Origin of the sequence: Rhodococcus sp. NPDC057014 (genome assembly GCF_042673295.1) — a bacterium.
Lineage (GTDB): Bacteria > Actinomycetota > Actinomycetes > Mycobacteriales > Mycobacteriaceae > Rhodococcus_F.
The window spans coordinates 1-13,400 of record NZ_JBHUSF010000254.1; the positions used below are offsets into that span (position 1 = coordinate 1).

12 protein-coding genes are annotated in these 13,400 nt (G+C 68.3%); 8 read left to right on the forward strand and 4 right to left on the reverse strand.

Going from position 1 to position 13,400, the window contains the following annotated elements:
- From ACFTZB_RS33875 to ACFTZB_RS33885, 3 genes are all read left to right on the forward strand, one after another.
- Positions 1–646: aldehyde dehydrogenase family protein (locus ACFTZB_RS33875; RefSeq protein WP_378438421.1), on the forward strand; the 646-nt coding region annotated here is incomplete at its 5' end.
- A gap of 58 nt (positions 647–704) precedes the next feature.
- A complete protein-coding gene (locus tag ACFTZB_RS33880; protein ID WP_378438423.1) occupies positions 705–1,577 on the forward strand; it encodes a hypothetical protein in 873 nt (290 codons plus the stop codon).
- 39 nt (positions 1,578–1,616) lie between these two features.
- Complete coding sequence (locus tag ACFTZB_RS33885; protein WP_378438425.1) at positions 1,617–2,513, forward strand: SDR family oxidoreductase; 897 nt, start codon at positions 1,617–1,619, stop codon at positions 2,511–2,513.
- A 40-nt stretch (positions 2,514–2,553) separates the two neighbouring features.
- Here ACFTZB_RS33885 and ACFTZB_RS33890 read toward each other — a convergent pair whose 3' ends face one another.
- Positions 2,554–3,297, reverse strand: coding sequence for a Clp protease N-terminal domain-containing protein (locus ACFTZB_RS33890; RefSeq protein WP_378438427.1), 744 nt, complete (start codon positions 3,295–3,297; stop codon positions 2,554–2,556).
- Positions 3,298–3,441: 144 nt separating this feature from the next.
- On the opposite strand from ACFTZB_RS33890, the gene ACFTZB_RS33895 reads away from it, so the two are divergent.
- The 3 genes from ACFTZB_RS33895 (at position 3,442) to ACFTZB_RS33905 (ending at position 6,256) form a co-directional block, all read left to right on the forward strand.
- On the forward strand, positions 3,442–3,804 hold the full coding sequence (locus tag ACFTZB_RS33895) for a PadR family transcriptional regulator (protein ID WP_378438429.1): 363 nt from the start codon (positions 3,442–3,444) through the stop codon (positions 3,802–3,804).
- Positions 3,804–5,150: a permease prefix domain 1-containing protein gene (locus ACFTZB_RS33900; RefSeq protein ID WP_378438432.1), complete on the forward strand. Its 1,347-nt coding sequence runs from the start codon at positions 3,804–3,806 to the stop codon at positions 5,148–5,150. Before ACFTZB_RS33895 ends, ACFTZB_RS33900 begins: the two co-directional genes overlap by 1 nt.
- A gap of 116 nt (positions 5,151–5,266) precedes the next feature.
- Positions 5,267–6,256, forward strand: coding sequence for a rod shape-determining protein (locus ACFTZB_RS33905; protein ID WP_378438434.1), 990 nt, complete (start codon positions 5,267–5,269; stop codon positions 6,254–6,256).
- On the opposite strand, the gene ACFTZB_RS33910 is transcribed toward ACFTZB_RS33905, so the two are convergent.
- The 3 genes from ACFTZB_RS33910 to ACFTZB_RS33920 all read right to left on the reverse strand — a co-directional run bounded on the left by ACFTZB_RS33910 (position 6,257) and on the right by ACFTZB_RS33920 (position 12,045).
- Positions 6,257–9,088, reverse strand: coding sequence for an FtsW/RodA/SpoVE family cell cycle protein (locus ACFTZB_RS33910; protein WP_378438436.1), 2,832 nt, complete (start codon positions 9,086–9,088; stop codon positions 6,257–6,259).
- Between the two features lie 16 nt (positions 9,089–9,104).
- Entirely contained in the window at positions 9,105–10,334 is a 1,230-nt protein-coding gene (locus ACFTZB_RS33915) for a hypothetical protein (protein ID WP_378438438.1), read from the reverse strand.
- Positions 10,335–10,509: 175 nt separating this feature from the next.
- Positions 10,510–12,045, reverse strand: coding sequence for a hypothetical protein (locus ACFTZB_RS33920; protein ID WP_378438440.1), 1,536 nt, complete (start codon positions 12,043–12,045; stop codon positions 10,510–10,512).
- Between the two features lie 141 nt (positions 12,046–12,186).
- Here ACFTZB_RS33920 and ACFTZB_RS33925 point away from each other — a divergent pair, with 141 nt between their 5' ends.
- Together ACFTZB_RS33925 and ACFTZB_RS33930 are read left to right on the forward strand one after the other, a co-directional pair.
- Positions 12,187–12,702 (forward strand): DUF1931 family protein, encoded by a 516-nt coding sequence (locus ACFTZB_RS33925; protein WP_378438442.1) that lies wholly within the window; start codon positions 12,187–12,189, stop codon positions 12,700–12,702.
- A gap of 188 nt (positions 12,703–12,890) precedes the next feature.
- A complete protein-coding gene (locus ACFTZB_RS33930; RefSeq protein WP_378438444.1) occupies positions 12,891–13,289 on the forward strand; it encodes a hypothetical protein in 399 nt (132 codons plus the stop codon).
- Positions 13,290–13,400: the final 111 nt, after the last annotated feature.

Below are 13,400 nucleotides of genomic sequence, written 5' to 3' on the forward strand. Positions count from 1 at the left end.
CGCCGACATCGACGCCGCCGTCGAGGGCGCGATGGCCGCGAAGATGCGCAACGGCGGCGAGGCGTGCACGGCCGCGAACCGCATCCACGTCGACAACGCGGTGCTCGCCGAGTTCAGCGAGAAGCTCACCGCCAGGATGCGGGCGCTCGCGGTCGGCCCCGGCGATCTGGACGGCACCCAGGTCGGTCCGCTGGTCAGCGAGAAGCAGCGCGCGAGTGTCGCCGAATTGGTCGACGACGCCGTCGGCAAGGGCGCCGTGATCGCGACCGGCGGCGACCGCGGGGAGGGTGAGGGGTACTTCTACCAGCCGACCGTCCTCACTGCCGTGCCCGGCGATGCCCGAATCCTGCGGGAAGAGGTGTTCGGTCCGGTCGCCGCCATCATCGGATTCGACGGCGAAGCGGAAGGCGTCGCCGCCGCCAACGACACCGAATACGGCCTGGCCGCCTACATCTACACCGAGGGACTCGAGCGAGCGCTGCGTGTGTCCGGCGCCGTGGAGGCGGGGATGGTGGGGGTGAACCGGGGCATCGTCTCCGACGTCGCCGCACCGTTCGGCGGCGTCAAGGAATCCGGGCTCGGCCGGGAAAGCGGCAGCGAGGGCATCGAGGAGTACCTCGAGGTGAAGTACATCGCCTTCCGGTGACGCGTTTCGACTCGTCCTGCCCTTTCCTCCCGCACCGGTCGGGTCCGACAATGGGACGGTGAGTTCGCGAGGTTCCGCCGCCGACTGGGCACTCGGCCAGGTCCACGCCGTGCGCGACGACCCTGATGCCCGCCTCGAGCTGAGCGCCCGCACGTATCACGGTCCGGTAGGCAACGCACCGCGGCATTTGCCGTTTCGCCGTGCGGCGCTGTCGTTCATGCGCTGGCAGGTCGGCCGCGGCGTGCTCGCCGCACTCGAAGCGACGCCACCAGGCAGTCCCTGGTGGCGGGCCGTCAACGAGCGACTGCTGCGCGACGGGTGCGAGGCCGTCGCCCGGAGCGGCGGAATGGGAGGGAGGCCGTCATCGCACGCGGTCGACCTGTGGATGTTGTTCGTTGCCGATCCGACCGCACGCACCTGGTACCGGGCCCACAACGCGAGCATCGCGTCCGCCTATCTCGACCATCGCGACCTCGCCGACACCGAGAGCCGTCCCGAGCGCTTCTTTCTCAACGTCGTGCTGCTCCGCGTTCTCTTCGCCCATGCCCTGGTCGCGGCGCCACGACTGGCGCTCGGGCGGCTCGCGCCGGCAGGACCCCTGCTCGGCGATCCGCGACTGTCGATGACCGGGATCTTCCTTTCCCTCTCGCGGGTTCTCCCCGACCGATATCCACTCGGAGACGACGTCGCTGCGTACGTCGCCGCCGAGCACAACCTCGGCGAGATGCTGGACTACGGCCTGATCGGACCGCGCCTGCAGCAGCTGTACGAATGGTCGGCGGACGAGCTCGACGAACCGCGGCTGCTCGACTGTATTCGCGACGGCAGCCCGACCTATGCCTGGTCGTACACCGATCGCGACGTGTGGCATCCGGCGCGACCGCCCGCAGCGATCCGCGCGGTTCGGCGCTTCCTACCGGCTCGCCGGTAGTTGTCTCTGCAGACCGGGAATGACGAAAGCGATACGAGAATGGCCGACCAGTACGCCCGGCAAGATCCCACCACGCAGTACCCCGATCCCGACCGCGAGCATCAACCGGAGATACCGCACCCGGGACTGACCGCCGACATGGTGTCCACGCCGGACCACGGCGAGAAGACCTATCGGGGCAGCGGCCGCCTCGACGGCCGTCGTGCCCTGATCACCGGCGCGGATTCGGGCATCGGACGGGCAGTAGCGCTCGCGTTCGCCCGTGAGGGCGCGGACGTGGTGGTCAGCTGCCTCGACGCCGAGGAGGCCGATGCACGGGAGACCGTCCGACTGGTGAACGAGGCCGGGCAGCGAGGCGTCGTTGCAACCGGGGACATCACGTCGGAGGACCACTGCCAGACTCTCGTGGACCTGACGGTGCGGGAACTCGACGGCCTCGACATCCTCGTGAACAACGCGGCGTTTCAGATGGTCCAAACGGGTGGCATCGCCGACATCACCACCGAGCAGTTCGACCGCGTCCTGCGGACGAACCTCTACGCACTGTTCTGGCTGTGCAAGAAGTCCGTCGCGGTCATGGAACCGGGATCGACCATCGTGAACACGTCGTCGATCCAGGGCATGAATCCCTCCCCGGGCCTGCTCGACTACGCCACCACCAAGGCGGCGATCATCAACTTCACCAAGGGACTGGCCGCCGATGTGGCGAAACGAGGAATACGGGTCAACGCCGTGGCACCGGGCCCCATCTGGACGCCGCTGATCCCCGCGACCATGCCCGCCGACGGCTACCGGAATTTCGGCGACGACGTGCCGCTGGGCCGGCCCGGCCAGCCGGCCGAACTTGCTCCCGCGTACGTGTTCCTCGCGTCGAACGAATCCAGTTACGTCACCGGGGAAGTGCTCGGCGTCACCGGGGGCATTCCCTTCACGTGAGCACCGTGGTGACCGGCGTGCAACCGCACCCGGAGCGAGGTCACTCCTCGGTGCGGGCGGCGACGATGGCAGCGAGGTCGGCGGCAATGTTCTCCTCGACGGCGGCTTTGTCGACGCCCAGGCCGGCGAGCACACCGACCCCGTCCTCGACCTCGAGCAGGGCGAGCAGAATGTGCTCGGTTCCAATGTAGTTGTGCCCCAGCCGAAGTGCTTCACGGAAGGTCAGTTCGAGTGCTTTGCGCGACTGGGCGTCGAACGGGATGAGCGCGGGTATCTCCTCGACGGCGGGCGGCAGCGTCGCGGTCGCGGCGTGCCGGACGGTGTCCAGATTCACTCCCTGCGCGGCGATTGCGCGGGCGCCGAGCCCGTCGGGGTCGGCCAGGAGTCCGAGGACGAGATGCTGGGGCAGGATCTCGGAGTTGTGCGCGGCCCTGGCCTCGTTCTGCGCGACGACCACGACCTGCCGTGCACGGGGAGTGAATCGGCTGAATCCCTGATTCGGATCGAGGTCGGACGCCTGCCCGGGATCCTTGGGGACGAACCGCTTCTGCGCGGCCTGCTTGGTGACTCCCATACTCTTGCCGATTTCGGTCCACGACGCCCCCGATCGGCGGGCCTGGTCGACGAAGTGACCGATGAGGTGGTCCGCGAGTTCGCCGAGGTGTTCGGCGGCGAGAACCGCGTCGGTGAGTTGTTCGAGCGGGGCCTCCGAATGCACCTTCTTGATCGCTTCGATGAGGTCGTCGAGGCGGATGGGCGGGGTGACGGGCGCTGAATTCTCCATTCGTCAACTCTAGGTTGACGATCATCCGTGCGTCAACCCCGGGTTGTCGATCGACGCATTCACGACAACTCCGCGCCGAGAGTCCGAGGTGCGCCGGGCGGGTCTGCTACGTTGATGGCTAGCAGATCTAGGGATAGGTGTTCTATGCATATCGAGAAAGACCTGGTGGCCGCGTCTGCCACTCCCCTGGTACTCGGAATTCTCGCCGAGGGCGAGTCCTACGGGTACGCCATCCTGAAGCGAGTCAACGACCTGTCCGGCGGACGGATCCAGTGGACCGACGGCATGCTGTACCCCCTGCTTCATCGACTCGAACGGCTGGGATTGGTGTCGGCGTCGTGGGGCGCCTCCGACAGCGGGCGCAGGCGCAAGCACTACACGATCACCGACAACGGGAGGGAAATGCTGGCGGAACGGCGCGCCCAGTGGGACGTGGTCGCGGACGCCCTGAGCCAGGTGTGGCGCTCCGTCCAACTGCCCCCCGCGCCCGCGGAAGGATGGTCGTGATGGATACCGACAAGGAACTCGAATCGCAGATCGGTCAGTGGCGGGGGTACGTCGAGCGCCGTCACGCGATATCGGCCGCCGACACGGATGAGATGGAAGACCATCTCCGCGATCAGATTTCGGACCTGTCCGCGTCAGGCCTGAGGACCGACGAGGCGTTCCTCGTCGCCGTCAAACGAATGGGCAATGTGGACGACATCTCCCGCGAGTTCGCGCGGGAACACTCCGACCGGTTGTGGAAGCAACTCGTCCTGATACCCGCCGCGCCGGACGGTGATCGCACTCGCCCCACCCGTGAACTGTTCGTCGTTCTCGGGTTCGCGGTCGGCGCCGCCCTCGCCCTGAAGGCAGGCGTGGCGACACTCGACGAGCAGGACCTCGCCCGCAACGTCAGCCTGTTCGTTCTTCCTTTTCTCACCGGGTACTTCGCGTGGAAACGGAAGGTGACGCTCCGACTGGCCGGGGCACTGGTGGTGCCGTTCGCCCTGGCGGCGGTGCTGGTGAACGTCTTCCCGTTCGTGTCGAACGGCTCCACCGAGGTGATCGCGGCGATTCACGCACCGATCGCGTTGTGGTTCGCGGTCGGCGTCGCGTATGTCGGCGGCCAGTGGCGGTCGGACCGGCGACGAATGGACTTCATTCGATTCACCGGCGAATGGGTGGTGTATCTGACCCTCCTCGCCCTGGGTGGCGGTGTGCTCATCGGCCTGACGGTCAATGCATTCGACGCCCTCGGCCTGAGCGTCGAATGGGTCGTCGAGGACTGGGTGCTGCCGTTCGGTGCAGCCGGCGCGGTCATCGTCGCCGCCTGGCTCGTGGAGGCGAAACAGAACGTCGTGGAGAACATCGCCCCCGTCCTCACACGTGTGTTCACACCACTGACGACTCTCATGCTGCTGGTGCTGCTCGTCGCATTCGCCACGACCGGCAGCGTCGTGGACGTCGACCGGAACCTGCTGATCCTGATGGACCTCATCCTGGTCGTCGTCCTGGGCTTGCTTCTGTATGCGATATCCGCCCGCGACCCGTATCTGCCGCCCGACCTGTTCGACCGCCTCCAACTCGTCCTCGTCGTCAGCGCCCTCGCGGTGGATCTGCTGATGCTGTTCGCCATGCTCACTCGAATCGCCGAATTCGGCTTCACCCCGAACAAGGTGGCCGCACTCGGAATGAATCTGGTCCTCCTCGTCAACCTGACCTGGTCGGCCGTCCTCATCTTCGGGTTCCTGCGCGGCCGCCGCGAATTCGGATCCACCGAACGCTGGCAGACCCGTTACCTCCCCGTGTTCGGTGTGTGGGCGGCGTTGATGGTCGGCGTGCTTCCACCGATGTTCGACTTCGCGTGACGGCCGGCGGGTCGTGGCCGTTTCCGGGATTCTTCCAATGCACGCGATACCTTCCGAATGACGCTGCCGCTGCGTAACATCAAGCACATCTCGCTGGAATCCCTCTGGAGGCCGACGTGGGTGGACTTGGTATCGATCTCGGAACTGCCAACACTGTCGTCGGAACTCCCGACGACGGCATCGTACTGAACGAGCCGTCTTTCATGCTGGTTCGGACGAAGGAACCGCACCGTGCTCTCGCCATCGGCACCGAGGCGCGAAGTCTCGTCGGCCGTACGCCTATCGGAATAACTCCGGTGCGGCCGTTGCGTGACGGGGTGATCGTGGACCTGGAGTCGGCGCGGGCGTTCGTGACGGCGATCGTCAAACGGGTGTCGCCGGCCAGGCGATACGGGGTGCGGCCCAAGGCCGTCATCTCGGTGCCCGCCGGCGCCACTCCGCTCGAGCGCAGAGCACTGCTCGAGGTCGGGCACGAGGCCGGCCTGCGAAAGGTGGGGTTGGTGCCCGAACCGGTGGCGGGTGCCCTCGGCTGCGGAATCAACCCGCTCGAACCACGCGCCCACCTCGTCGTCGACATCGGTGGCGGCACTTCGGAAATCACCGCCATCTGCTTCGGTGGCATTCTCTCCCACCGCAGTTGCCGACTCGCGGGCGACGAACTGACCAACGCGCTGTACCACTACCTGCGGGAGGAGCACAACATCGTCGTCGGCGAACTCACCGCCGAGCGGGCGAAGCTGGGCGCACCGGACACCGACGAAGGGCAGTCACTCGTCGTCGAAGGCCGCGACGCCGCCACCGGCCGGGCACGGTTCGTCACACTCGAAACCGAGGAGATCGTGGATGCGTTGCGGCCGACCACAGCCGGCATCGTCCACACCCTGACCGAGTGCCTCGAAGACCTACCGCCCCAGGCGATCGGCGACGTGATGTCGGAAGGGCTGCTCGTGATCGGTGGCGGGGCGATGCTGCGTGGCCTGTCGCAACTGCTCGAGGAAGCGTTCGGATTCCCGGTGAAGACGGCCGAACGCCCACTCACCTGCGTCGCCGAAGGTGCCACCGCCTGTCTCGTGCACCCCGAGGTCGTTGCCGCCTACAGCAGTTGATCACCGGGTCGACGTCGGCGCAGGCGGTCGTGGGAAGTAACGCTCGAGGATCTTCTTGACCACGGGCCCGGACGTCGCCGACCCGAAACCACCACCACGGACCAGCGCCGTCACCACGATCTCGGGGGCGTCGAACGGCGCCACCGCGGAGAACCAGGCGTTGAGTCCCTCCCCCGGCGCCGACGGATCCTCCGCAGTTCCCGTCTTGGCGCCGGCCGGTACCGGGAGGTCCGCGAGTTGCCCGGCGGTCCCGGCGGCCGCGGACGCCCGCATCCCCGCCCGGACGGGATCGAGACGGTCGGCGAACGCGAGCCGCTGTGGTGTCGCTGTGGGGAGGGGGATCAGTTCCGGCCCGTACGCCGCGGCCAGCTGCGGGGTCACCATCGCGCCGGTGGCGATCCCCGACGTCCAGCGCGCGACCTGGATCGGGGTCGCGCTGACCGTGCCCTGCCCGATACCCATCAACAGCGTCGACCCGGGATACCACGTGGCCCCGATGCTTCCGACGTTCTCCGGGGTGCCGAGGAACCCCTCCGCCTCGCCGGGCAGGTCGATCCCGGACCGCCGTCCCGCGCCGAGTTGGTTCGCGACGTCACTCATCTTCTCCGGGCCCAGGAGCTCACCGAGTTTGTAGAAGTAGACGTTGTCGGACCATTGGATCGCCTGCAGCATGTTGTTCGGGCCCATCGGCTGCCAGTTCCGGAAGGTGTGGCCACCGTAGGTGTAGGCCGCGCCGGTCTCGATCACCGCGTCGGGCGAGAGCACCGGGTACTGCATGTCCGCCGACGCGACGACGATCTTGAATGTCGAGCCGGGTGGGACCGCGGTCTGGGTCGCGTTGTTGACCAGCGCACTCGGGCCCGGGGTCTGGCTCTGTGCCGCGAGCGCGACGAGGTCGGCCGGAGGTCCGTAGACGTTGTTGTCGGCGCCGGGGACGCTGGCGAGGGCCAGCACGGCGCCGGTCCGCGCGTCCATGACGACGGCGGCGCCGAGGTCGCCCCTACTGGTGCGCATCGCGTCCACGAGCGCATCGGTGGCCAGGGTCTGGACACCGATGTCGAGGTGCAAGCGCAGATCGTGGCCCCGCACCGGGTCGACGCGCTCGCCGGTGGCCACCGGATTGCCGGTCGGATCGACGTACATGCACTGTGTGCCGTCACTGCCACGGAGCAGTGCGTCGTACTGCTTCTCGAGTCCCGCCTTGCCGACCCGGGATCCGAGTGCGAGGTGTGGCCAGCGTTGCATGTCGTCCGCGTCGGCGACCCCGACATGTCCGAGGATGGATGCGAGTACGGCACCGTACGGGTACTGCCTGCGACCGGACGGCACCACGAGGACACCGGGAATCCGCGCATCCACCACGCGCCGAGCCTGATCGGGTGCGACTCTGCCCACCTCCACCTGGGTTTCGCCCACGCCGCCGGCGTCGATCAGGTCCGACAACTCGTCGGGTGACTTCGCGAGCAGCGCGGCGAGCCGGTTGCGGGCGTCGTCGTCGCTGTCGTCGAACATCCGAGCGACCACGGCGACCGCGTACTCGGCGACGTTCACCACGAGCGGGACACCGTTGCGGTCGACGATCAGTCCGCGCTCGGCAGGCAGGCGGATGCACCGCATCATCTGTGCGTCGCTCATCGCCCGATATTCCGCACCCCGGTCGTGCTGCACCTGCCACGCGAACACCGACATCGCGACGAGTGCGGCGATCATCGTCATCGTGCCCGCCGACACTCCACGTGGGCGGCGCCGGCGCCGGGGGTCAGGGGCCCACAGCGGCCGCGCGACGCCGTCTCGGCGGACCGCGAGTACCAGTCCGATGGCGGCGAATCCGACGATGGCGGCCGTCCCCCCGTAGCTGAAGAGGGGAATCGGCATTCCGGTGTGGGGCAGCAGCGACAAACTCTGACCGATCGACACGAGCGCGTGGATTCCGAACAATCCACCGATTCCGGCAGCGACGAGTGCGGCCTCCCGGGTCCGGGCGGTGCGCGCGGCGAGCGCGGCCCGCCACACGATCACCGACGTCGCCACCACGACGGCCAGGCCGGCGACCAGTCCCCACCCGTACACCAGGCTCGCGAACGCCAGATCGTGCTCCGATTCGGGAAGAAACTGTGCCCGCACGGCATACAGGGGGTCACGCGCCAGACCCCACAGACCGCCGCTGCCGATCGCGATGTTCGCCTGCAACTCGGCCCACCCCGCGCCCGCCGGGTCGGCGTTGCTCGACAGGAACACGTGCACCCGTTCGAGCTGATACGGCCGGAGGAACAGCACCGCGAGCGGTAGCGATGCGATCCCCATCACGAACAAGGGAACCAGCGGCAGCAGCGGGACCCGCGCGAGGACGAGCATGAACCCGGTCGTCGCAACGAGCACGACGGCCGTCGACAGGTCGGGCTGGACCGCGACGAGGGCCACCGGCACCGCTGCAATCGCCAGGGTCGCGACGAAGCGTGCGAGGGTGAACCCGCCCGCGAGCATGCCCGCGGGCACCAGAATCAGGGCGAGCTTGGCCAACTCGGAGGGCTGAACGGTGAACACACCGAAATTCAGCCAGCGCTGCGCTCCTTTCGTCGCAACCCCCGCGAGGGGAACGGCCGCGAGCAACAGGGTCGCCACCGCGAACACCGCCCAGCCGAAGGCCCGAAGATCACTGACCCGCATGCGGGACACCACCCACATGATCGCAAGTCCGACCACTGCGAAGAGGAGATGGCGAACGGCGTGCCCTGTCATCCCTGTCGCCGTGAGATTCAGGAGTCCGAGCACGACGAGGACGATCGCCGCCCCGACGATCCACGGGTCGGACTCGTGCTTGCCCTCCTGCATGGCTGCCCCCCGGCACTCAGCAGCGTGCGTTCTCGGCGGGGATCAGCAGCGGTTCGGACGCGGCCGTCGCCGGGGCGCTCGTGATCGCCGCGACGGCGAGCGCGGCCCCGCGCGGCAGATCGGTCCGGACGATGCCGTACACCTGCTGCGACCCGGGCTGAACGCGCTCCGACACGTCGCCGCCGGCCCGCACCTCACCCGAACAGCGGTCGTACACGTTCACCCTCCAGGTCACCGCATCGACCGTCGCAGCCGGATCGAGGTGGACGTCCACCCGGATCTCGCACACCAGCCCGGGCCCGCACTCCCCGCTGGCACGCGTGGCCGTGACGAGCGTGATCGGCCCGGCGGTACCGGGAGCACCGACGTCGACGGGTGGCGGCACTCGTCCGGCATCGGCCGTCGCCGGTGCGGGCTGGTCGGCCGGCGGTTCCGGTGGCGGCGACACGGGTCGAATCTGGTTCTGCTCCGCGGGATTCACCGGATTCAGGACGGCATCCCAGCCTCGCCGCAGTTCCGACCACGCCCGCGGAGCCATCCACACTGCGGCGAGAAGTATCACGATCGCTACGACGCCGAGGGCTCCCTGCCGTCGCGAGGGCCGTCTCGTCCTGCGATGCCACGGGTTCCGGACCGGCGGGAACCAGCCCGGCGATGCAAGGGTGGAACCGGTGTCCACCGGCGGCTTCTCACCGGCAGGCCGTTCCTCCGCCGGGCGGCCGTCCGAGCGCGGTCGTCCCCTGGTCGCCGCGACCAGCCGGGCGAGCTGGCAGCGTTTCCGACTCGCCTCGGCCGCATCGACGCCGGGTTCGACCGCCAGCCGAACACGGTGCAGCAATGCCTCGAGATCTGTTGTTTCGGCGAGCGATTCGTGCAACCGGTCGGGCAGGGCCGGCGCGCGACAATTCGTCGCGATACTTCGGAACAACCCGGCGACCTGCTCGTTCAGGTCTTGCCCGGACCCCGCACCGCGCACGTACTCGATCGTGAGATGCCCGCTGTCGGTCACCGTCACGTTCCGGAGACGGAGGCGGTCCGGTCCTTCGGTGCGCGCCGGTTCGAGCTGATCGAGTGCATCGGCAACGAGCAGCGAAGCCTGCGCCGGTGACAGTATCGCCGCCGCGAGGAGTCTTCCGAGTGCGATGCCACTGGCAGGGGCGGCGTGATCAGGTTGTTCGGGCGGTTCGGATCGAGCATCGGCGGGTTCGTTTCTCCTCGTGAGGAGCCCTGTCACTGCTTCGATCATCGCGCACCCCGACGCTCTGCCTCCCGCGCCGTGGGACGAGACCGGAGCGGGCGGCGACGGACCTTGAGTTGGGCTTACCCTGTGCCGAAATCCTTTACGCCTGTGTCATTCCATTTAACTCCGGCCGATGCTCCGGCGTCCGCGAAATCGTCCCGTCCGCTTCCACACATTCGGGTCAGCGTTCTCTCGCGGGTACACCGAAGGCCTGCATCACCACCGCACCCCAGTCCCGCCATGCCGGGCAGGGCACAGGATCCCGGTGGTTCAGAAACCGGATCACCTCATCGTCGACGGCGGCTGAGAGAGGCAGCGACGAGTGTGCGGCGCGGACCGGGCAGGCGTTGCGTTCGACGTTCAGCCGCCAGCCGTGCGGCATCAGTGGAAGATCGGCGGCCGACGTGACACTCAGAACACGCACCCCTTCGGGCAGTGTCTCGCCGAGAACGGCCTGTGCGCTGCCCGCGTCCCCGAGCAGTTGCCGCGCCGCGGGCGTGTCGGGGTCGAAGGGGAAGAACGCGAACTCGATCGCGGGCACCGCCCACCGCAACAGGTCGCCGAACACCCTGCCCGATCGTTCGGCGTCCGGCGGCGGAAATCCGAGCGGGGTCTCCGGGAACACACCCACCAGAACCAGCACGTCCACCTGTGCCCGACCTGCGGCGACCGCTTCCCACGCGATCCAGCCTGCGTGCGAATGCGCGGCAACGGTCAACGGCCGCTGCAGGTTCGCCGCCTGCTCGGCGAACACGGCGACCTGTTCCTCGACGGGCCGATGGGTGTCGGCCGGTTCGTAGGGGGCGCCCGTTCGGATCGGGCACGTGGCGTCGCGCCGGGGCTGCCCGCCCCCGGTTCCGGCGTAGGAAAAGTAGTACACCTGTCCGCATTCATACCCCAGCCGCTGCACGTCGGCCCGGTGGATCGCCCCCTCCCCCGAACGCGAGTCGATACCGGCCATGACGAGCAGCGAACCAGCCTGTCGTGGTCCGGGTTCCGGAACGTCGTCCGCGCGGGTCCGGACGAAGATCGCCGAGAGGACCGTCGACGCGACGAGCACCGCGGCGAGCGCCGCGACGGGCCGCCTCAGCGGCGCACGGCCCATCGCCCACACCGTCAGTCCGGTCGCCGCCGCAGACACCGGCACGAGCAGCACGGTGAGGGCGGGGACGCGGTCCGCCAGGGCGCCGAGTGCGAGGATCGCCGCGAAGTACGGCACCATCACCTCGATGCGCAGGCCCCGGCGCCACGTCCGCCCCATCGCCGCACGCAGGCCGGCGCCGCCCTGCCACGGCACCGGCCCGAGTATCGACACCAGCACCGCGACGAGCGCCACCGCCGGCCAGAACGCACGCGAGTACAGCATCGCGTAGGCGGTCGCATCAGTACACGACGCCAGCAGGACCGGACCGAACGCGGTCGCGTAGAACGCCGTGGCGAAGCGGATACGCGGCTTGTCGAGTCCTCCGAGCAGCCAGGCCATCAGCATGATCCGCGCGGCCGACACCGCGGCCAGCAGCACGAGGAACTGCGGCCACGACTCGGTCCGTACCAGCAGAAGTCGCAGGTCCGCGAACTGATCCAGCGGCGGCAGCGCGACGAGGTGCAACAGGCCCGGCCACACGGGAACCACCCCGCACAGGGCGAGCACGACGACCAGCACGGCGGCCGCCGCCAACGGCCACCACCGCGCCCCGCGCCGCACCCACCGGCTCATACCTTTCGCTGTACTCGCTGTCGGTGGTCGTGCACAACCCGGTCGGCCGAGCATGCAGGACTTCGTGCCGGACAACGCGATTCCCGGGGCGGGTCATCCGTGTGTGCGGCGGGATCATCCCGGCGGAACAATGGACACGACATGGCGGGGCGTATCGGGGAGGATGATCACCTGATGGACGGTGCGGAGGTCCGAAGCCACGGGTCGCTCATGACGTTCGACCAGTTCGAAGACATCTTCCGGGTGACCGCCAGTATCGGCGTCGTGAGAGAGGACTTTCACCGATTCGACGACGTCGTCACCGGGAAGCTGTACGACCTGCTGCTCGTCGCCCAGTCGGTTGCCGCGGCCCAGCACCGGCGCTTCATCGAACTCACCGATCTGCCGATCACCAGAGGTCTGCAGGAGAACATCGGGTTGTTTCGGGAACTCGGCCCACATCTCCGGGTCGACCCGATCGTCCAGCGACTGACCGCCTATCCGCCGCTCGACGGCATCCTTGCGGTCGACACCCGATCAGGGCTCCCCGACATCACCGGCGGTCTGAGCGTCGCCCTCGCGCGCACCTTCCGCATCGTCTACCCCGAGTTGAGGACACTGCGGGCCCGGACCACGCACTGGTCGCTGGTCAGCACGCTCGTCGACCTCTATCTCTGACGTCACCGGCGGCGGGCCACTGTCCGATCACAGCTTCGGGAACACCCCCGGGGGTGCAAACATCCACCCCCGGATGGAGGGTCGACCACCCCTCTGGGGGGAGTTGGCGGGACCCCGTAACGGCGAAGACTGGTGTTCGTCCACGAGGGACACGGACACCCACCCACACCACACTCAGGAGCAACGCAATGAACTCGACCAAGACACGCATCGCCGCCGCAGCCGCAACAGGCGCCGCCCTCGGACTCGGGATGTTCATGGCCCAGAGCGCCACCGCCGCCGCCGCACCCGCGCAGTCGACGTCGCCTCAGGTCGTCTCCCCGGACTCCGGGCTCTCCCCGTACAAGGTCGAGGTCAGGGACCGAATCGGTTGCGCCAATGCATGGCCCATGGTCGCATGCGACGCCCCCGACGAGGACGTGCCTCCGCAGGTCACACTCGTCGAGCCGGGCACCACCCTCGTCGAGCCCGGTGGCACGTCCCTCTTCGGACCCGCATCCGCGACCATCCATCAGGTCAACTACCCCCTCGAGCCCGACGACGGGGTGATCTCCCACTCGCTCGATCCCGACATGCCCTGGTTGTGACGTGCCGACGACCGGCGACACGTCTTCGTAGACGACTTGGAATAGACCACCTGGAGTAGACGACTTGGAGTAGACGACCTGGATCAGCTGCATCTCGCGGCCGCCGGAGCC